Below are 21,842 nucleotides of genomic sequence, written 5' to 3'. Positions count from 1 at the left end.
ACTTGCTCAGTAGATATAGGTCTATTATTGATAAAACACACAATGAGCTTTTGTAATAAAGCGAGTTTATATTCAAAATAATCTGATTTCACAACTAGAAAACTACACGCTCAAATTTTGATGTGTCCTTAGCATTCTTAAATTGATCATAAAAAAAGCAACAAAAATGTTGCTTAAAAACACGACAGACTTAAAGCGTTATCCTCAAATATCTTCTCTATCAATCAACGCATCCGCTTTAAGTTATAAGTCACAACTCCCCATATTTCGAATTCTTGCCCTTCTTCAATATAAATATTTTTAAACTCTGGATTCTCAGCTTTTAACCAGACTTTCGGTGGATCAAATTGTTTATCAATCATCAAGCGTTTCACCGTAAAATCATTATCAATACGGGCGATGACAATATCACCAGATTTTGCAGAAATGCTACGATCTACAATCAAAGGGTCTTCGATATCAATCCCCACATCTTGCATTGAAAGCGAATTTGCTTTAACAATAAATGTAGAACTCTCATTTCTGATTAAATATTCATTCATATCTAAAGATTGTTCTATACTATCTTGAACTGAAAATGGTACACCAGCAGCGACCCTTTCAGTCGCAAGTGGAATCTGATAGACCTTATCATTCTTAGGCTGTATGGTCTGGATCTTCATGCTCGCTGTTAAATCACTGAGCTGACCATTTTTGAAATTTTTCAGTAACCAGTTTTTGATAAAATCGACTTGTGACTCTGGTACACGGATGACTTTGGTTGGCTCACTAAACTGTGCCTTACGCCCAGCATTTGCTCTAGCACCTCCGTGTTCAAATTCTACTTTCTTAGACATTATTTATCCTATATGCTTCATAAAAGCCTGTAAAATCAATATAGCTTGAAAAAGTTACAAATTCAAGTTGACGGCAAGTTTTTTTTGAATAACAATAACTCTATCGATCAGTTTTGATACATCTATTTGAACAAGGACGACAAAGATAATCAATATACTTATCATAAATCAATAATTTAGAATACAGATATCTTGTTAATTTATTGATAATTTTGAATAAGTTCTCTGATCTCACTTAAGCACTTAATTGATTGATTTTCTATGTGGAGACATAAAAATGGCGACTCAACGTGATGCAATTCTTGGTTATGCAGACGAACAACATGCTTACTATATTCGTTTGATTGAAGACAATAATGTGTTAGGCAGCCAATATGGTTTATTTTGTGAAAATACCAATAGTGATATCGCTGAAAGTATAATGACTACATTATTTTTAAAGAAATCATTTTGGCTAAATGGCTCTGAATTTAGTGATATTGTAAAAGGTTTAGAACCTCTTCCCCTTTAAAGAGATGCTCACCTGATAAAATTGAATATGCTTAAATATTCAACTGAAGTTTATGATTTGATATGTATTTAATAATTAAAATGTCGTTGTATTCCCCTCGATACAACGACGATTTAATTTCAATTAATCATCAGATCAATAGGTTTGAATGGCAGAGCTAAGCATTCAGAATTTTATTAAATCAGCACCTAATCTTGCACGATTACTTTACTTTTATTCCTTTCATATTTTTTATTTCCTTGTAGTTCTCTTCCTGTTTGGGTATTTTCAGCATGCTTTAGCTCGATGAGCTCCTGCAGATCATTTATCACCGACGACTCGAGCGTTAATGATAAATTCGAATTAGCCTCGCCTTATTATATTTATTCATGGCACTTATTTTGCTTAACAAATATTACGTTTTTCAACAATCGTAATACTCAAGCTAAAATGAGGGCGGTAAATATGGGTTATGTTGTAAAGGAAATTGGTCAAAAGAATAAGCTATTACTGAGCTTGTGTTCTTTTCTGATCCCTATATTGCTCTGGTGCGCTGTCAGTTATTTACCTTTTATTTGGCATCCTCAAGTCCAAATCACAGATTCAGGCAGTGTCTCATATTTACAAGTCGGTAGCCGTATCGAAAAAAGTGTGTTCTATAGTGAGGCACAAAATGCGGTTGCTCATGATTCTGCACCACCACAAGGTATTTTAGTCAATCCCATTTACTTACCTGCACCACATGAAGTGGCTAAGGCCTTGGTCACTGCATTTACCACACCGCCAGAACAACCAGATACCCCATGGTTTCATCAAAGCTTATGGCACAGTATTAAAATCGTATTTTCAGCTTTTTTAATTTCTTCAATTTTTGGTATTCCATTGGGTATTCTCTGTGGTTTCTCACAAAAAATATCACTGCTCACAGAACCTTTTGTTGAATTTTTCCGTTACTTACCAGCCCCTGCTTTTGGCGCGCTTGCTGTTGCCATTTTGGGAATCAATGATGCACCTAAAATTGCAATTATTGTGATTGGTACGCTTTTTCAACAAATTCTAATAATTGCCAATACAACACGTATGGTCGATAAAGGCTTAATTGAAGCCGGCTATACCCTAGGAACCAATAAGCTCAAAAGCCTATTCAATGTGGTTATTCCTGCTGCTTTTCCAGATATTTATCGTGATTTACGCGTGCTACTAGGTTGGGCTTGGACCTATTTAATTGTCTCTGAATTAATTGGTACTACTTCTGGTATTACATGGTTTATTACCCAACAAGCACGCTATCAAAACTTTGACAATGTCTATGCTGCGATTTTGATTATCGGGGTGATTGGACTGGTTTGTGATGTGTTATTAATGAAATTAGGCGAACGTATGTTCGCATGGAAAGCAGGGGCCAAATAATGAATGACTCAACTTTTAATTCACATGAATATTTTCAAAAAATTTATGCACGTCCTGTCATCTTAGAAGCCAAACAACTGAGCCAAGTATTTAAGCATGGTAAAAACGAACGAACTGTTTTAAATCAACTGGATCTTAAAATCCATAAGCGTGAATTTATTTGTGTGATTGGCCCATCAGGTTGTGGTAAATCAACGTTAAGTCGCGTAATTTCAGGTTTAGATCCTTATCATAGTGGTGAAATCTTAGTCGATGGCCAACGCATCACAGGACCTAGCCCTGAACGGGGCATGGTGTTCCAAGGGTATACCCTGTTTCCATGGAAAACGGTTAAAGAAAATGTCATGTTCGGGCCACGGATGAAAGGTGCCAGTCAAATGACTGCGGAAGCCCATGCACGAGAATGGATCAATATTATTGGCTTGGACAAATATGAAAATCAATATCCACATCAACTTTCTGGTGGAATGAAACAGCGTGTTGCGATTGCTCGAGCTTTAGTCAATGAACCTAAAATTTTACTGATGGATGAACCTTTCGGCGCGCTCGACCCTCATACCCGTCAAAAGATGCAAAAACATTTAATGGATTTATGGCAAAACATTGATATCACCATTATTTTTGTTACCCATGATATGGATGAAGCCATTTTATTGGCTGATCGTATTATTGCGCTAAAAGCCAATCCCGGTGAAATTAAAGAAATTATTGAAGTGGATTTACCTCGCCCACGTTCATTAGCTCTCATGGCAACTCCTGCTTTTCAACAATTAAGGGCACGTGTTGATCAGTTGGTACACGCTCAGGAAGATGAGCTTGATCCATCACTTCAAGACTTACCCAAAATACCGAGGATGACCCAAGTCAGCACGGATAAATAAACAAACAGATTTCTTATAGCCTTTGGGACGACCCAAATCGCTTAGTTCATTGTTGGACGGCCAACCTTGGTGATATTCATGTCAAACACATATGTTTTACCAATTGTGGACATTTCCCTATTATCCAGTCCTGACCTCGAAGATCGTCTAGTCGTGGCACACGCTTTAGATCAGGCATGTAAAGATGTGGGTTTCTTATATCTAAAGGGAGAACAATTTAAACCTGCGTTATTCAACAATCTTTATCAAACCGCACAGCAATACTTCGCCCAAGATACTGCAATTAAGATGAGGAATTATATTGGCTTATCTGAAAATCACAGTGGTTATGTACCGATCGGTGAAGAACGTTTTGTAGAAACGAGTTATGATCTTAAAGAGGCCTATGATGTCAATTATGATCATCAAAGCCCCGCAGATCGCCGCCCTTTGATTGGTCCAACCCAGTGGCCAGATGACCCCATTTTTAAACAGCATGTTTCAGATTATTATCAACATATTAAAAATATTGGGCACACAATTTTCCAAAGTTTTGCGCTAGCACTTGGCTTAGATGAGCATTATTTTGATGCACATAATTCCAAAGCACCCAGTCAACTTCGCCTTATTCATTATCCTTATCATCCTGAAATTCAGGATAAAGATGGTATTGGTGCACATACCGATTATGAGTGTTTTACTTTGCTCTTACCCACAGCACCTGGATTACAAGTCCTCGATAAAACGGGGCAATGGATCGATATTCCACTGCTTGAAAATACATTGGTTATGAATATTGGCGATATGATGGAAATTCTGTCTAATGGGCGATATTTGGCAACCAAACATCGTGTTAAAAAAGTTTCCGAAGAACGTTTTTCATTTCCCTTCTTCTTCTCTTGTGATTATGACTATCTGATTCAACCTTTGCTTAAAGATCAGCCTGCAAAATATTCCCCTTTAAAAGGCGGTGAGCATCTTTTTAATCAAACCGCACAAACTTTCCAGTATCTAAAAGAAAAAGTAGCCCGGGGTGAAATTCAACTTGAAAATGCTCGCCCGCTTTATTCATTTGGTTTAAGTCAAAACGAGGAGTCACTATGAACTTATTAGATCTCTGTGCACAACTTAAACCGAGTGATGATTCAGCCTGCGTATTACCTCGGTATTTATTGGGTGCTTTTCGCCGTAAGAGTATTACTTTTTCCAATGGTTTAACGGATGAAAATACGCTGGTCTATTGGTTTCAATCTAAAACCTTTACCATTGATTTACGCTTAAAAGACCCCATTTCAACGCCCGTTTTAGAACGACAGGGCTGGGTTGGCGATACAATTTGGGATGCTCAAAATCAATTACTTTCATGGAATGTCAGCAGTAATTATCAAAATCATGTGCAATGGCCCGAACCCGCAAAATTGTATTCAATTGGCAATGCCATATTAGAGTTTTCACCAAGCCATGCTTATGTTGAAGATTGGCGGCAACAAGCTACCCGTGGGCTATATCTTGGCCTACGTTTATTTAAAGTTGAAAATATCGATTCAAGTATCAGTTATCCTGCAGATGGTGGCTTCATCCTTTGTGATCATTTTATTGCCTTTGCCAAATCTCGACATCCAGATATACAACAGGCTTTTCACTCCACTAATGCTTTAAAAGATGCTATTTCTCAACAACAGATCAGTCTAGAAGCAATTCAGGACTATGAGGTTTCGATCAGTTTTGATAAGCAGATCATCGATCTTAGCACCATCAGCAACAAAGTTGGAACTATGATTGATCTTGAAAATTTCCAACAACTCGATCACAACACACTTGTCCAACAGCAACTGATCAATGGTGAACATTGTCGTTTATTTTTTACACTAGATGTATTTCAAAAAGATTTTTGCTTTACAACGCTTACGGGCACTTCAACTGAAAGTCAAAATTGGTTTGATCATGAAGAAAATCATCTTTTTCATCATGCAAAAATAGCGTTATAAGGGATATTCTCAATCAATGTCTTTTTTATATTTAATGATTGCCATTGTTGCAGAAGTCATCGCGACTTCTGCAATGAAGGCTTCAGATGGTTTTAGCCAGTTATTTGCATCGATTATTACCGTGATTGGATATGCGGTTGCCATTTATTTTTTATCACTGACCATGAAAACGATTCCTGTCGGTATTACTTATGCGCTTTGGTCTGGCGCAGGCATTATTTTGGTGTCCTTGGTCGGCTTCTTTTACTATAAACAACACTTAGATTTAGCTGCAATCATCGGTTTGGCTTTTATGATTATTGGGATTTTAATTATTCATCTTTTTTCAACGAGCACTGAAATATCATAGACTTCTTGTGTTAGTCAAAAATAAGCACTCGATACGTGTAAACTTTTAAATTTTGATGAAACATAGATGGTGTTTCAATCGTGATGCGACATGGATGTCGCCTTATTGGGTGGGGATACAGAACGTGCCCCTCACTCAACATGAGCAAAAACAAAGTACCGCTTTGATTGCAACGCGGGGTTTAGAATCCCCTATGAAAAGTGATACATCGCCTACACAAAGCGATTTAAACTTTAAATGTAAAGCGCGGCATTGCAAATTTGATCTTCATACACTTAATTTTTATGTAATAGTAAAATTTTCATGATTCATAAAGCTTAACCACATTTAAATATCATCTCTAAGTTTATTTTGGCAAGAGCTCTAGTGAATAGAAAATCCTCTTTTAATGTGATTAAAGTGACGCCTTTGTAATCAATTTAAGTTTAATTTGTTAATCTTTAAAACAGATCTACCACCATAAAAATTTCACTGATTTGGTTAATTTTCCTGCATTCAAATCTGTTCAAAAATTGCGTCTAGGCTCAATATAAAGCTTTTGCACCTAAAATAAAATAGCCCAAGACATGCTTAGGCTATTTTCCCCAACGATCTAATTCTTTTAAAACCGCTATTTCAACTCTTGCAACAATGTCGGATAAATCAGACCATCGACATTTTGTTCAGTTTTATAGATGCCATTTTCCACGTTAAATTTATTCACGTGATAGGACGAGCCATAGATCGAATCAAAACCATTGCCTTTGCTAAAGACTTTTTGATTGGCGTCTAGATCAAGTAAATGGGTGCCATTCACCATCGTTTCGTATTGTTTTGGATCTACCCCTGAACGGATTGCCATAATTTTTACAGCATCTGCATGTGTTGCAGGATCATTAATATATTTCACTGTCTTGTCCCACACTTGAAGGATCTTTTTCCATTCATCTTTATGGGCAGTTAAATGACTCATATTCACAGTTAAGGTGTCATAAATTAACCCCGGTTTATCCTTGGAGGTATAAATGATTTTTGATCCTGCAACAGTTTTCAATGCTTGACTGGCAACAGGTTGCCATACCGCAATAGCTGAAACATCTGGGCTCGAGAATACTTGTGGTAATTGATTGGTAGCTGAATTAACCAATTTTATTTCATTGATGGGAATCTTTTGATCTGACATTGCCGTTGCTAGAAGCAAATGATCTACTAGACCTTTTTCAACACCGACAGATTTACCTTTTAAATCTTCAATACGATTGATCCCCTCTTTGGCAATAATCACATCATTGCCCGCAGAGTAGTCAGTCGCCATGATCATCATGCCTTGAGTACCACCCGAGGCCGTCACCAAGTTATCACCATTGGTAACAAATACTGCATCTAATTGATTGGCAGAAAATGCTGAGAGTGATGCTGAATAATCAAACCATTTAAAATCAACATTGAGACCTGCTTCTTTTAGCCAACCTTTTTCAATTGCAACTTGCCATGCCACAAATCCGGGCCAATCACTATAGCCAATGGTAATAGGTTTAGCATCTGCTGAAGCTTGCGCACCCTCTTTTGCTTGAGGAATTTTTGCCGTGTTGTCACAACCAGATAACAGCATTGCTGATAATAATGATACGGATAAAAAAGATTTATAGATCATACAGATACTCCCCCGATTTTCTCGCTTTTAAATTGTGTATTGGTTTGATTCAGCGACTGTATATATGCACGCCAACCACCTAAATGGCTGATATCTATAGCGTCTTTAATTGCATAAGCTTCGCAAATAAAACCTTTTACCCAACTGCCATCTTCAAGTTGTAAATTGCCGATTCCCAACGGTGCTGGAACCTCAGCAACGATTGCGCCAAAGTTTGCCAATGGAATTTCCCAAACTTCAACTTCAATAGACGTTCCTGTTGCATCACATTGCAGACCAGGTTTTGGTGGACTGGTATTTTTTAAAGCAAATAATTTGTAATTTTTAGCGGTATAGGTTTTCTTTAATAAAGTCCCTTGGCGTGTAGTGAGCTGAAAATTAAGTGGCATCGCTGTTAAATGCGCTCCCACAACCGCCAACTTGACTGAATTTTTTGAAGCAATCTCAAGCATTTTTTGATAGTGCTGCTGAGATTTGCCTAATGTAAGGGCTGTTAGTGTTTGCCATTTTTGAGCAAAATTTGCCAAAGCTTGATCATGCCAAGCAGGTGCAATAAATGTTACTCCGCTCGGCAACCCATCTGAGCGAATTGTATTGGGTAATGCTATGGCTGCTAAATCGGCAAAATTGACAAAGTTGGTATAAGCTCCCATATGTGAGTTCTTTACGATTGGATCTACTTCAACATCGGCAATACGATAAATCGTGGGTGAAGTCGGTACCATTAATGCATCATAGGCTTGTAAAGCCAGATTAATTTTTCGTGCCAGCACAGCACGTTTATATTCAGCTTGAAGTGCATCCGTGGCTGTAAATTTATCTGCTTGAGCTATGATTTCAGCAATGACCGGATGCGCTTGGTCACGTGTTACAACTTTTTCCACAGCAACAGTCCGTTCCGCTACCCAAGCCTCGTTATAGAGGGCTTTGGCAAGTTCATTAAAATCTGTGAAATCAATACTTTCAACTTTATAACCAAGTAATTTGACTCGTTCTACTGCGGTCGCAAAAGCTTTTTCAGTTTCTGTGTCACCATAAAACTCAAGCTGTGCAGGTATGGCAATTTTGCCTTTAGAAAACTGAGAGGGAACATTGGCGGGATGAATACGTGAATATTCATCTTTTTCATCATAGCCTTGCATAACACTGGCAACCGTCCAAGCATCGTCACTGCTCAATGCAAAGATAGAAATGACATCAATCGTTCTACAAGCAGGCATCAAGCCTGTGGTTGAAAACCAGCCTTTGGTCGGTTTAAGACCAACAATATTGTTATGCCCTGCTGGCACACGACCCGAACCTGCTGTATCGGTCCCTAAGCTAAAGGGCACCATACCATTTGCAACTGCAACGGATGAACCAGAGCTGGAACCACCGCTGATATATTCTGGATTAAAACTATTTTTGACCGCGCCATAAGGTGAACGTACCCCGACCAATCCCGTTGCAAACTGATCAAGGTTAGTTTTTCCAATCACCACAGCACCAGCTTTTTTTAACTTGGCAATCACCACAGCATCATTGGTTGCTAAATATTCAACGTCTTTACAAGCAGCGGTGGTATGGAACCCTGCGACATCGATATTATCTTTGACGGCAAATGGCACACCGTATAAAGGTAAATCATCTCTATCTTGTAGTTTTAAGGCTTCAATTTGGGCTTGAATTTGCGTTTCAGATGCGATTTCAATCCAAGCATGATCATCATTGTGAATGGTTTTAACATAATCGATTAACCCCTCAATCTTGATTTTCTGGCTGGTATACGCCTCTCGCCAGTCTTGAATTGTCCATAAGTCTTGCATCACCCTACTCCCGATTTAATCATTTTGCAGAATTGGTGGCATTACAGCATCCATCAGCTCTAGATGCCCTTTGATCACACCCTTGAGTGCTGTAAATTGTTGGCTAATATGTCGAAGCTCAGAACTTGCGCCCTGCATCAGCATGACTTGTAATATTTTTTGTTGATCTAGCTGGATATGCAGTGAGCTAATCACTTGAGTTAAAAACTTTTGTTGCAAATCAATCAGTTGGTTTCGAAGTGGCATTTGTCCTGCATCATAAAGTAGGGTCAGAGTACCCACCATAACCTCATTGGCCTGTGCCTGTTCCGCAATCAGATGTTTATTGATCATGTCGACAATGGCTTGAGATCGACTTTCATAGTGCTGATCGACAATTTTCTGATCGAGTGCATTCAACGTTGCTTCTGGTACAGTAATGCTGATCCGAGCCAACTTTTGTTTAGCCACACAGTTATCCTTTTATCTTATTTACAGGAGTGTTTTGTTTGATATACACACCTGCTCGTACAGTGAATAAATCAACAAAAAATCTTTTAATCGAATGTGTTTTTTTGACTGTTGTTTTGACCTGATTCATAGCACAACTCCATCTCAGTATTACCAAATTAGGTTTTTGTATTACCAATATAACAATGCAGAAAATGTGCCAGTTTTTAACCAAGTTTTTGCTGGTTTTAACGTGTATTTATGGACGATTTGTGGGCAAAAACAGTGTAAATGCACAAGCATAGCGCGTAGGGTTATATGCGCTTAAAATCCAAAGTTTTTACTAATTTTATTTTAGTTGGCTAAGTATTTGTAAATTATTACAATCCATAGAGTTCTGCTTATAAAATAAAACAAACCATACTTACAAAAAAAGGAGCATCATCATTGATGCTCCTTTGCTGACTTTTATCAGGCTACAGGTGCCAAAGTAAACAATACCTGTCCAGTCTTGACGGTCTGACCTTTTTCAATGGAGATGGCTTCCACCTTCATCCGTTCAGGTGCAACAATCGGAATTTCAATTTTCATCGCTTCAATCACTGCAAGGGTTGCACCTTCTTCAACAATATCTCCAGAAGCACATTCGATTTTCCAAATTGAACCTGGCATATGTGATTCAACAGCACAACCACCTTCTGGGATACTGACTGCTTCACCATCCTCTACAGTATCTAAACTTTCAGAGACATACTCTTGTAAACCTGCAGCATGCCAACGAAGGCGCTCTGCTTCAAAATTGGCTTGTTGCCTCTGTTTAAAAGCATGAATACTGTCCTGATTTGCAGCAAGGAAATCATTGTATTCTTTTAGATTAAGCACCCCGTCTTCAATACGTAGTTGCAACCGCCCTGCTTTAAAATCTTCGCGCATCTGTAGCAATTCTGCTTCTGAAACCTCATAGAATTTAACCTGATCAAAGAAGCGTAATAACCACGGCTTGCCAGCTTCAAAATTGGCGTTTTTACGATAACGGCTCCACATTTGTGTAGTACGGCCCACAAATTGATAGCCCCCGGGACCTTCCATACCATAAACACACATATATGCCCCACCGATACCAACAGCATTTTCCGGTGTCCAAGTCCGTGCAGGGTTATATTTTGTTGTGACCAAACGCTGTCTCGGATCAAGTGGTGTGGCAACGGGTGCGCCTAAATACACATCACCCAATCCCATGACCAGATAATTGGCACTATAAACCACATCTTTTACCGCTTGCTTGGATGCTAGGCCATTGATACGACGAATAAACTCGATATTATCAGGGCACCACGGTGCATCAGGACGGACGATTTGCGTATAGCGCTCAGTCGCCAATTGGGTTTGTGAATCTTCCCATGCCAGTGGTAAATACACCGTCCGTGAAGGGACTTGCATATTGTGTATATCTAGCAGTTCCGCTTCCGCGTGTTGAAGTTTTTCCAAGAGCTCAAGTTGATCAATTTGAATTGAATCAAAATGAATCTGTAATGAACGAATCCCCGGTGTAAGATCAATAATTCCGTGGATATTCTGGTCTTTTACCCATTGCATTAAAGCATGAATACGGAAACGTAGATTTAAGTCTAAAACCAGATCACCATATTCAACTAATACATAGCTATTTCCCGCAGGTCGGTAAGTCACACTGGGTAAATGTGCTTGTCCTACGCGTGTGGCTAAAACAGCATTTTCTAATGTGTCATTTTCTGCGTGGAATACAGGATTAAAATTCACTGCATCTGTGTCAGAAGCGATAATACTTTGATGATATGTTTGATCCAAGGCTTTTGCTTGGGCATAACTCACAGGAATAAATTTAACTTTATCCCCTGCTTTAAGCTGACCAATTTTCCAAAGTTCTGAATGAATCACCACAGCTGGACAAACAAAGCCACCTAAGCTTGGACCATCAGGCCCTAAGATGATCGGCATGTCGCCTGTAAAATCAATCGCACCAATTGCGTAAGCATTGTCATGAATATTTGAAGGATGTAGACCTGCTTCACCGCCATCTTCACGTGCCCACTCTGGTTTTGGGCCAATCAAGCGAATGCCTGTACGACTGGAATTATAGTGAATCTCAAACTGGTTACTAAAGAAGTTATCTATATCGTTTTTGGTAAAGAAATCTGGTGCGCCATGCGGACCATACATCACCGCAATTTCCCAATGACGCGCAAATTTAGGGATTTGATCTGTGGCTAAACTTTTGCTTTGATCAGATGAATATTCAGTAATCGCAAGCATATCTCCAATTAATAAATTACGCCCTGCATGCCCACCAAACTGCCCCAGAGTAAAGGTTGCTTTTGATCCTAAATATTCGGGAACATGAAAGCCACCTTTGATCCCAATATAGCTTCGACATCCCGTACTCATTGTTCCACACTTTAACACCTGACCTTTTTTAACATTCACGGTTTGCCACATTGGAACCAGTACGCCATCCAGCTTAGATGGCATATCGCCGCCGGTAATCACAATTTGACTATCACAATGAAACTTTAAACTCGGGCCTTGCAGCGTACATTCCAATCCAGAAGTATTATAAGGATTACCTAAAAGTTGGTTGGCGACATTTAAACTCAAAGGATCAATCGCTCCTGATGGTGGAACACCCACATCCCAGTAACCTAAACGACCTGTAATATCCTGAATTGCGGTTTGAATGCCCGATTGTAAAACCTCAATTTTTTGGGTTTTCCATACAAATGTATTTAAGAAGCGTGTGGTTTGTGTCCCTGAATTAAACACCTCACCCGCAATAATATTTTGTAGATATTCCAAATTGGTTTCGATGCCTGCAATCTGTGTATCTGCCAGACTTGATTGCATGGCTTGAATTGCTGAACCTCGATCAGATGCTGTCACGATGATTTTGGCAAGCATGGGATCATAAAATGAAGACACATTTGAACCAGTTTCGACCCATGTTTCGACCCGTGCATTTTGATCAAATTGCACATAGGTGAGTAAGCCTGCGCTGGGTTGAAATTGTTTAATCGGATCTTCCGCATATAAACGAACTTGAATTGAATGTCCTTTTGACACTAATTTTTCAATGGGTGCTGTCCAATCTCCACTGGCCAAAGTCACCATCCATTCAACCAGATCCACGGCATAGACTTGTTCTGTCACACCATGCTCAACTTGCAGACGGGTATTCACCTCCAAGAAATAGAATTGCTCAGTTTCAGTATCCATCACAAACTCAACTGTACCTGCTGAACGATAATTCACAGATTGCATAAGTTGAATTGCGACAGTTTGAATATAGTCACGTTGCTCATCGGTTATATGCGGTGCGGGTGTTTCTTCTATGACTTTTTGATTACGACGTTGTACAGAACAATCGCGTTCCCCTAAAGCCAACACCTGCCCTTTTCCATCACCAAAAATTTGTACTTCAATATGTCGAGCATGCTGCACAAATTTTTCTAAATATAACCCTGCATCTTTAAAGTTGGCTTGAGCCAAATACGAAACGGTTTGATAAGCGTCTTTGAGTTCAGATTCGTTCCAAACTAAACGCATACCAATACCACCACCACCCGCAGTACTTTTTAACATCACAGGATAGCCAATACGTGCAGCTTCCGTGACTGCTTCTTGCTCACCAGAAAGCAAAGAACTCCCCGGCAACAACGGCACTTGGCTTTTAATCGCCAGCTCACGGGCAGTATGTTTTAGACCAAAATCCAGCATTTGACTAGAGGTTGGTCCAATAAAAGCAATACCCTGATTTTCACAGAGATCACAAAACTCCGCATTTTCAGATAAAAATCCATAACCTGGATGGATTGCTTCAGCACCTGTTTGCTTGGCAATTTCAAGAATTTTTGCAATGTTTAGATAACTTTGTTGTGCTGGTGCAGCACCAATGCAAAATGCTTCGTCGGCTAAAGTCACATGTAAAGAATCTTGATCAGCTTCTGAATAAACCGCAACTGAACCAATCCCAAGTTTTTTTAGCGTACGAATCACGCGACATGCAATTGCACCACGATTGGCAATGAGAACTTTTTTAAACATAATTATGCTCCCATACCATTATGTATCAGCAATTGAATTTTCGTTGGGTTATAGCCATTACACGGATTATTTAATTGTGGGCAATTTGAAATCAGTACAATTAAATCCATCTCAGCTTGAATTTCGACATATTTACCAGCGGCAGAGATACCATCAGCAAAGGTTAAATGTCCGTCCGAGCTGACAGGCACATTCATAAAGAAATTAATATTGGGGCCGATGTGCCGAACGTTTAACTGATGTTTTTGTGCAATGGGATGTTTGGCTAATGCATACATAAAATTATTACGGCAACTGTGCATCGGATAGGTGTCATGTGCATAGCGAATCGTATTACTTTCACATGAACAAGCACCGCCTAAGGTGTCATGACGACCGCAGTTATCATCGACAATCACTGCAATTGGGCGGCCTAAATTACTGTATAAGGTTGTCCCTTTTTCAAGGTAAACATGCTGATTAATGGCCAAAGTATCTGTTGCGCTATAACGTTCTGCTGGGTTTTCTGCTGACATAAATAAGGTATCAACGGCTTGATTGCCTTCTAAATCAACAATACGGAAATATTGGCCTTTTTTTACTTCGCCCATCCATGCTTCACCCGCAGGACAAACTTCATTTAACAAGGCTTGATCTAAAATAGGTTTTTCGATTGACGTTAAAATGCTCATGATGATTGTCCTTAAATGCGTGTGTTATTAGATGAACTCAGCGCGTAATAACGCTGGTTATTGTCAAATGCACGTTGATTTTGCGGACATGAGTCTCGACAAATATCGTTTTCCGTTAAGGGCAATGCAGTAAAAAGTCTCATTTCTATATCAGCAGGGGAATATAGCGCTGAATGATCTAAGCCATGCGGTGCAGCCGATAAGAATACCAAGCAATCCATTTCAAAACGCAGCTCAATGAATTGCCCAGTATTGTCTGAGCGGATATAAGACAAAGCACCCACATCATCAGGGGTCACTTTTGAAAATAAATTCACAGTTGCGCTGAGGTCGATTTGCCCAAGTGAGTATTTGCTCATTTCAACCAGCAAACCATCTAAACCATTTTGAATCATTTGATTTCGAGCATCTTGAAAGGTCTTTATTCCAAAAGTAGCTTGGATTTGTTCTGGTCGACTTGGTCCACACAAAGCGTCATTCCAACCATGATCATCATAAATAATTGAAGCCATGACCCGCCCCAAATCTGAATACAGCACATGACCTTGAGTTAAAAAAGCAGTATGTTGCCCTTTTAAACTATCTGGCATATTAAAACGCTCAAGTCTGTCATCGGCATTCACACAAAATAATGTAACATTGGCATCGGCAGATAAAGCTTTAAATTGAAGTACACTTCCTTTGGGAATGCGACCTGACCAATGATGTCCACCGGGTAATTTTTCAGACCAAATGACCTGTTGATCATGATAATTTGTCGTATGCATAGCCACTCCTGTTCGGATAGTTTATTGACTTCCTCCCGGGCTTTTATCCCTCCGTGTAGTTCTTTCGAACCGCGAACTCTCGGTCCAGACATACTCTTTTAGACAAGTATCGGAACCCTAGATCACTTTTTATAATTTTATTTGATGCAAAGGATGTGCCAATTTGGTATTACGATTTTAGGCTTTAGTAATACCAAATTTGTGCAATAAGAGTGCATTTCAGGACATAGAAAGCAAAAATGAGTTATTAATGATCTAAAAAATGGCGATGTGCTAAATAAAAACCCGTTCTAAATTAAAACGGTCTCTAATTGAAAGCCACCTCTAATAAAATCCTTTTTAAAAAAACGTGTCATAGAAACAACACGGCGCAAAAATATTTAGGTTCGTCGATAGGTTGACTTAGGGCATGGCAAACCTTACGCTGCAAACAAAGCCAAGCTTTGTTTTGCTCATATTCTGCTTAAGAAGTTAATTTAGGGATATAGCGAAAACACCCGATAAAAAACACGCGCTCATTTAGGCCAAAACCAGCCTGAGTCAGCGCGTGTTAAAATGATTCATCGTACTCAGCAAGCAGGTCTACAGGATGAATCATTAATAATACGTTGCTCTTTTTTTCGAGAATTTATCCAGTTGCTTAAGAAAGCCATCAAAATAATCTTTTTCTTTTTCTTCTACACGATAACCGGCATATAAGGTACGTCGTAAACCTTCAGGCGCAACACAATCTAAACGGCGAGAAACCACCCAGCCCTTTTGCTCATATTCATTAACCACCCAATCAGGCAGTGCTGCGATACCATGACCACTTGCCACAAGTTGAATCAACATTTGAGTTAAGTCTGTGGTGCGAATATGTTTTGGCTGAATATTGGCAGGAATAAATAATCTCGACATGATATCCAGCCGATGCTTATCCACTGGATAGGTCACCAAGGTTTCTTCCGCCAACTCTTGCACCGTAATTTGTTTCATTCGTGCTAAAGGATGCGTGATTGAGAGCACCAATCTCGATTCATATTCAAAAATTGGAAAATACTCTACCCCTTTTAGCGCAATTGGATCTGCTGTAATTAATAAATCAAATTCACCAGTTTGTAATAACTCGTGTGGATTGGCTTCAAATCCTGAGGCAAAATCCAAATCTACATCTGGGTATTGCTGACGATACTGATTCAGCAACGGCATAAGCCAATCAAAACAACTGTGGCATTCAGAAGAGAAAACGATTCGTCCCGTTTGCCCATGCACAATACGGGTAATATCAGACTGGGCAATTTGCACTTGTGGTAAGATATCATCAGCAAGTTTCAGTAAGCGTTGACCAACATTAGAAAAACTCACAGGACGTGAGCGGCGATTCACCACTTCGACACCAAACCATTGATCTAACTCTCGAAGCTGGTGTGATAAAGCCGAAGGCGTTAAACACAAATCTCCTGCTGCTGCAACCAATGAACCATGTTCACGTAAAGCAGTCAGTGTTTTTAGATGTCGAAGTTCTAACATTCCATCATTACCAAATTAATATGTTAAAGGTGATCTGGCTATAGCATAACGGATTGATGATGTTTATGTTTAATTATTTTCACTTAAATTTCAAATTTGTTATTTTTATTCATTTTTAAATGATACGTAAAACATGAGGATACTTCTACTCATCCATACGATTAAATCGCTCCATTTTTGGAATGAATAAATTGTACAGTTGCATACTTCATCTATACAGCTATATAAGTTTCTTTGTGAATGAACTAAATCTGGTGATTTAAAATATCATCCTTAAAAACTTTCAGCATAGACTGAAAACATTTCATTGAATTCAAACACCACAAGACTTTAAAACTTTTACAATAGAAGATTATTCATTTTTTATATTGTTTAACATGACTCTGGAACGCCAAAAGCTCACACTCCCACAAGGCCACGACAAATTGTTACTGCATTCATGTTGCGCGCCGTGCTCAGGTGAAGTCATGGAAAGCTTAATTGAATCAGGCATCGACTTTTCAATTTTTTTCTATAATCCGAATATTCATCCAGTCAAAGAATATTTAATTCGTAAGGAAGAAAATATTCGATTTGCTGAGAAGCATAATATTCCATTTATTGACTGTGACTACGATACAGATAATTGGTTTGAACGTGCCAAAGGTATGGAAAATGAGCCTGAAAAAGGCATCCGCTGTACCATGTGTTTCGATATGCGTTTTGAGAGAACCGCACTCTACGCACACGAACATGGATTTAGTTTAATCAGCAGTTCATTGGGCATATCGCGTTGGAAAGATATGCAACAAATTAACGGCTGTGGAATCCGAGCTGCCGCACATTATCCACACATTGAATATTGGGATTATAACTGGCGTAAAAGTGGCGGTGCACATCGTATGATCGAAATCAGCAAACGTGAAGAATTTTACCAACAAGAATACTGTGGCTGTGTTTATTCACTGCGAGATACCAATCGCTGGCGTATGAAAAACGGTCGTGACCGAATCAAATTAGGTGAAAAGTTTTATACCAACGTGATGGACGAGGAAAATTAATTTATTCAGACTCGTCCCTTTATCACTGCTTCACATACCAGTTTTTCCAAGAGCTGGTTCCACGTACTTCTATCGGTACTGTTGGAATCAGCTGTTTTTTTAATATCTGAATTTGATCGACCTCTTCAGCCAATCGAGCTTTGACAGAGTGTATACACTCTCGATCCCCAAACTCACAACGGTCTAAATGTGTGCCACCGCATGGCCCATTTGCTAAACCTTTAGGGCAAGTTTCAGGGCAAATATATAAGGTTTCAGCCAGCCGACACTGTCCACAGCTCTCACACCCGACAATAAAGTGCTTACTCAAATATTCCGCTTGTAATAGTAATTTTGCTGCAAGGGCTTTATTCCAAAAACCCGCACTAAAAATATAAGCACCCAGCCCTTTGATCAAACTAGAATTAAACATGGTACTGTGAATAGTATCTAAAAATTGATATTTCACTTTCTGATGCAAATTACTCAGCTTAGACTTTTCTACAGCAGCTGGGCGTAATTCATTGCCCGTTTTAAGCTGCCATAATTGAGTCCATAATTGTTCACATTGTTTAAGATCAAGATGTCGATACTGTTCAATATAACTAGTTAAAATCGCTTGCTCATCGGCTTTATGGCACGCAGAAAGATGCACACCAGCATAACCAATATGCTGACAAATCAAAATTTGTAAAGCACAACGTAAATAAGTATTTTCAGTTTGATCAGAATCATGTTCTTGAGCCAATACTTCAAGCATATGTGGTGTAATCACAATACCTGCGACATTATGTTTAAGCATAAATTTCGCTCGTGCTAAAGTCAGTGGCATCACACAAGCAAGAATTTTTTGTGTATAGTTTTCTTCAATTAAAAACTCATGTGCTTGTTTAAGTGCCACGAGGTCAAAGCCCAACTGGGTAATAATATAATCAGCGCCTGCTTGTAGTTTTTTATGTAATTTTAAATACTGCGCTTGTTTCTCTGCTTGGCTATATTTAAACGGATTCAAAGCAACGCCAATATGAAAGCCGCCCTGTTGTTTGGCAGCGATGACCGCATTCACCGATTCTAAATAGCGTGTTCGAGCGTGGCTACCTTGTCCATCATGATGTCGTTTTAACTTATCGCCAGTCAGTAACAATAAATTTTGCTGTCCGTGTTGTTTGGCTTGCACTAAAAAAAGATTGAAATCATGTATATCTCGACCTTTACCTGCATAATGTAATACTTTTTCAATCTGTTGCGGATAAGATTGTGCAGCGATTAAAGGCGCAATATCGTCATCTGAACGTACTCGATCTGACAAAGTCATACATACAGGAAAGCCCGCCAGTTGTGTTGCTACAGGCAATACCTCTTGCATCGAAGGTAAATATTCTACTAAACAGCAAAATTTGTTTTGAGCAAAGTATTGGGAAAGCTGAGACATAAAAAAATTTAGATAAATACAGCAAAATAAATAGGCCTGAATTATAGAATGTTTTAAATCGAATTGCTGTAATCATAAAATGCTTTTCAAGCAGATCTCTGCATAATCGACATCATTCATTGCATCTTAATTTAAGCTTTTTTATCACTTCTCTATAGGAGCAATGGTTTTTATTACGATGGTAGAAATTAGACATAGTGTTGTTCTAAATTGAATATCTTAAGGTTTTCACTCGATTAGCCATTATTCTAATAAATCCGAGTATCTTTAATTCCAACTTTTTTATACTGAAAAAAGCGGGTATTGTTTCCAATACCCATAAAACTTAGGTCTGAGCATTAAATTCAAATAGTGAAAACAACATCTAAACTAAGCTACTGTTAATATTTAAATTTTACATTCAGACGAACCATCATAGGATCTCCCCAATTGACCAATTGTGCATTGGGTGTGGTCCCTGCCAGATACTCTCGATCAAATAAGTTTTTAATTGTTAAACCTGCGCCCCAATTCTTGGCTTCGTAACCCGCATTTACATCAAATAAGGTATAACTTGGTAAATAGACAAAATCCGTATTGCGCTGTGCTGTTCTAGAACCTTGATAACGAATTCCAGCACCGATGTTCCAACCTAATTTATCTGGGCTAAAATAATACTGGGTGGATAACGAACTGGCATTTTTAGCTACATGATTGGTACGTTTGCCAATATCACTGGCAATCACACTTTCAGTGACTTTTGCTGTTGGGATATAGCTATAGGTTGCTGTGGCATTCCATTGATCGGTTAATGCCGCTGCGATTTCTGCTTCAAAACCTTTGGTAACTTGCTCACCTGTTTGGATTGAAAATTTTTGAGAGATATCTGTTTCAGTTACATTTTTACGGGTTAGATCATAATAGGCAATATAACCTTGTAGACGCTGATCCAGTGCTTGTAACTTAACCCCGACTTCGGTCTGTTTACCCTCTTCAGGATTCAGCAATTGACCATTTTCTCCAGCATCTGTTACAGGCATAAATGAGGTCGAATAACTGATATATGGTGCAAACATATCATTGATACGATACATCACAGATGCACTGCCCGTAAAAGCATTGTCAGAGTTTTTGCTGTTGCTATTTTTTAATACATCGTCAATTTCAACCTGAGTCCAATCATGTCGACCAGACAATCCGATAATCCAGTGGTCATCTACTTTAATTGTATTGCGTAGATAGAGACCCGTAAATTGGCTATAGGTCAATTGTTGTGTTGGCGTCCCCAATTTGGTACTGGTAATTCCATAGGCTGGATGGTCAGAATTAAAAGAATTGATGGTATCGTTTCTACGATAGTAATCACTGCGCTCTCGCATCATATCGATACCCACCATCACATCGTAATTGATCTTTCCAAAATCAAAATTACGTTGCAGGTTGCTGTCCAAGGTATAGTTGGTATCTTGCTTATCTTGATTATTTACAGCGCGTTTAATGATTGGCAGTGTGTTTGTACCTGATGCCAATATCGGATTGCCTTGGGTATCAGTTTTGGTAACCGCAAAGTTTTGTTTAAATACCCAATTATTGTCAAAGTAGTGCGCATAATTTGCACCAAGACGATAAACATCGATATCATAACCATGATCAGGTTCACCAAAGAATAGACTTGAAGGGTATTTTTTATAATCGCCTTTGCTATAAGGAATGCCCTGTTGACGGATGTATTCACGGTGTTGATAACTGGCAATGACGGATAAATCATCTTTATCGCCTAGATCAAAATTGTAAGATGGAGCAATATATTGATTTTTAAAATAAACATGGTCAGTCGGGTCATCTTGATCAGAGACCCGTCCTACAATACGAAAAGCGCCTTTTGCACGATTGTCAGGGGCATAATTTAGGTCAAATGTACCTTCTTTTAAAGCATAGCTTCCATAACTTAATGTGCCTTTGTAAGCGGTTTCTGCTTGTGGTCGTTTGGTGGTTAAATTGACTAAGCCCCCTGGCAGCGCCAAACCAAAACCAACTGAGGTTGGCCCTTTGACCACTTCAATAGACTCCAAGCCTGAAATATCTTCCGCTCGTAAAACATTATCCGATGCTTGGATACGCAACCCATCAATATAAGTTTGTGAACTGGATATTTGTCCACGAATAATAAAGTCATCCCAGCCTCTTCGTCCATATTGACCAGAGGTCACGCCTGCCACACCTTCTAAAGCTTCTGCTACTGTTTTTGCTTGCTTTTGTTCAATTTGCTGATTGGTGATCGCACTAATCGACTGAGCTGTTTCAAATAAAGGTGCTTTAGATCGCAATACCGCGCTTGCTGTTTTTGCTGCATAGGCTTTTTTATCACTGTCTGCTTGTACGGTAATCGTTGGCAATTTATTGCTTACAGCATTTTGCGTTATCTCTGATTCTGACTCAGCATGAGCGGTGGATAGCATGATGGCAAAAACTGAAAATGCGAGGGAGGATTTATTAAACTGCATTAAACAATGACCTAAAAACTTGAAGAATAATTATAATCATTTTCATTTATATTTATCACTATTTTTTACACTTTCCTTTCA

18 protein-coding genes and 1 riboswitch are annotated in these 21,842 nt (G+C 38.9%); of the genes, 7 read left to right on the top strand and 11 right to left on the bottom strand.

Annotated features, from left to right (window positions below; genetic code table 11):
* Window positions 1-224: 224 nt before the first annotated feature.
* Window positions 225-836: a LexA family protein gene (locus tag AC2G3J_RS06560; protein ID WP_336954043.1), complete on the bottom strand. Its 612-nt coding sequence runs from the start codon at window positions 834-836 to the stop codon at window positions 225-227.
* A 277-nt stretch (window positions 837-1,113) separates the two neighbouring features.
* Between AC2G3J_RS06560 and AC2G3J_RS06555 the strand changes: the two genes are divergently transcribed.
* The 6 genes from AC2G3J_RS06555 (at window position 1,114) to AC2G3J_RS06530 (ending at window position 5,933) form a co-directional block, all read left to right on the top strand.
* Window positions 1,114-1,347, top strand: coding sequence for a hypothetical protein (locus AC2G3J_RS06555; protein ID WP_004724652.1), 234 nt, complete (start codon window positions 1,114-1,116; stop codon window positions 1,345-1,347).
* Between the two features lie 444 nt (window positions 1,348-1,791).
* A complete protein-coding gene (locus AC2G3J_RS06550; RefSeq protein WP_336954044.1) occupies window positions 1,792-2,736 on the top strand; it encodes an ABC transporter permease in 945 nt (314 codons plus the stop codon).
* Window positions 2,736-3,617 carry an ABC transporter ATP-binding protein gene (locus AC2G3J_RS06545; RefSeq protein ID WP_483770840.1) on the top strand — a complete coding sequence of 294 codons (882 nt, stop codon included), beginning with the start codon at window positions 2,736-2,738 and terminating at the stop codon, window positions 3,615-3,617. The genes AC2G3J_RS06550 and AC2G3J_RS06545 overlap by 1 nt, the downstream gene beginning before the upstream one ends.
* Window positions 3,618-3,695: 78 nt before the next feature.
* A complete protein-coding gene (locus tag AC2G3J_RS06540; protein WP_483770839.1) occupies window positions 3,696-4,700 on the top strand; it encodes an isopenicillin N synthase family dioxygenase in 1,005 nt (334 codons plus the stop codon).
* A complete protein-coding gene (locus AC2G3J_RS06535; protein WP_483770838.1) occupies window positions 4,697-5,584 on the top strand; it encodes a hypothetical protein in 888 nt (295 codons plus the stop codon). The genes AC2G3J_RS06540 and AC2G3J_RS06535 overlap by 4 nt, the downstream gene beginning before the upstream one ends.
* Before the next feature lie 16 nt (window positions 5,585-5,600).
* Window positions 5,601-5,933, top strand: coding sequence for a DMT family transporter (locus AC2G3J_RS06530; RefSeq protein WP_336954048.1), 333 nt, complete (start codon window positions 5,601-5,603; stop codon window positions 5,931-5,933).
* A 610-nt stretch (window positions 5,934-6,543) separates the two neighbouring features.
* Here the strand turns inward: AC2G3J_RS06530 and AC2G3J_RS06525 are convergent.
* The 8 genes from AC2G3J_RS06525 to AC2G3J_RS06490 all read right to left on the bottom strand — a co-directional run bounded on the left by AC2G3J_RS06525 (window position 6,544) and on the right by AC2G3J_RS06490 (window position 16,827).
* A complete protein-coding gene (locus AC2G3J_RS06525; RefSeq protein ID WP_336954049.1) occupies window positions 6,544-7,566 on the bottom strand; it encodes an ABC transporter substrate-binding protein in 1,023 nt (340 codons plus the stop codon).
* The gene (gene atzF, locus AC2G3J_RS06520) at window positions 7,563-9,374 is read right to left on the bottom strand and encodes an allophanate hydrolase (RefSeq protein ID WP_483770837.1); all 1,812 of its coding nucleotides are present in this window, start codon (window positions 9,372-9,374) and stop codon (window positions 7,563-7,565) included. The genes AC2G3J_RS06525 and atzF overlap by 4 nt, the downstream gene beginning before the upstream one ends.
* A gap of 12 nt (window positions 9,375-9,386) precedes the next feature.
* A complete protein-coding gene (locus tag AC2G3J_RS06515) occupies window positions 9,387-9,821 on the bottom strand; it encodes a CopG family ribbon-helix-helix protein (RefSeq protein ID WP_336954051.1) in 435 nt (144 codons plus the stop codon).
* A 4-nt stretch (window positions 9,822-9,825) separates the two neighbouring features.
* Window positions 9,826-9,951 carry a hypothetical protein gene (locus tag AC2G3J_RS06510; RefSeq protein WP_419360523.1) on the bottom strand — a complete coding sequence of 42 codons (126 nt, stop codon included), beginning with the start codon at window positions 9,949-9,951 and terminating at the stop codon, window positions 9,826-9,828.
* Between the two features lie 320 nt (window positions 9,952-10,271).
* Window positions 10,272-13,877: an urea carboxylase gene (uca, locus tag AC2G3J_RS06505; RefSeq protein ID WP_419820237.1), complete on the bottom strand. Its 3,606-nt coding sequence runs from the start codon at window positions 13,875-13,877 to the stop codon at window positions 10,272-10,274.
* Between the two features lie 2 nt (window positions 13,878-13,879).
* Window positions 13,880-14,548: an urea amidolyase associated protein UAAP2 gene (locus AC2G3J_RS06500; protein ID WP_483770836.1), complete on the bottom strand. Its 669-nt coding sequence runs from the start codon at window positions 14,546-14,548 to the stop codon at window positions 13,880-13,882.
* An 11-nt stretch (window positions 14,549-14,559) separates the two neighbouring features.
* Window positions 14,560-15,315, bottom strand: coding sequence for an urea amidolyase associated protein UAAP1 (locus AC2G3J_RS06495; protein WP_483770835.1), 756 nt, complete (start codon window positions 15,313-15,315; stop codon window positions 14,560-14,562).
* Window positions 15,316-15,345: 30 nt separating this feature from the next.
* Window positions 15,346-15,447, bottom strand: a riboswitch (guanidine-I (ykkC/yxkD leader).
* A 465-nt stretch (window positions 15,448-15,912) separates the two neighbouring features.
* Window positions 15,913-16,827, bottom strand: a complete 915-nt coding sequence (locus AC2G3J_RS06490; protein WP_336954055.1) for a LysR family transcriptional regulator — start codon at window positions 16,825-16,827, stop codon at window positions 15,913-15,915.
* 377 nt (window positions 16,828-17,204) lie between these two features.
* Here AC2G3J_RS06490 and AC2G3J_RS06485 point away from each other — a divergent pair, with 377 nt between their 5' ends.
* Window positions 17,205-17,867 (top strand): epoxyqueuosine reductase QueH, encoded by a 663-nt coding sequence (locus AC2G3J_RS06485; protein ID WP_483770834.1) that lies wholly within the window; start codon window positions 17,205-17,207, stop codon window positions 17,865-17,867.
* A 22-nt stretch (window positions 17,868-17,889) separates the two neighbouring features.
* Here AC2G3J_RS06485 and AC2G3J_RS06480 read toward each other — a convergent pair whose 3' ends face one another.
* Window positions 17,890-19,278 carry a methylenetetrahydrofolate reductase C-terminal domain-containing protein gene (locus AC2G3J_RS06480; RefSeq protein ID WP_483770833.1) on the bottom strand — a complete coding sequence of 463 codons (1,389 nt, stop codon included), beginning with the start codon at window positions 19,276-19,278 and terminating at the stop codon, window positions 17,890-17,892.
* A gap of 380 nt (window positions 19,279-19,658) precedes the next feature.
* Window positions 19,659-21,761, bottom strand: a complete 2,103-nt coding sequence (locus tag AC2G3J_RS06475) for a TonB-dependent siderophore receptor (protein WP_336954058.1) — start codon at window positions 21,759-21,761, stop codon at window positions 19,659-19,661.
* Between the last annotated feature and the right edge of the window lie 81 nt (window positions 21,762-21,842).

Source organism: Acinetobacter legionensis (genome assembly GCF_057165765.1).
The sequence above is the reverse complement of the archived record's forward strand: the minus strand, read 5'-3'. Positions and strand labels throughout refer to the sequence as shown.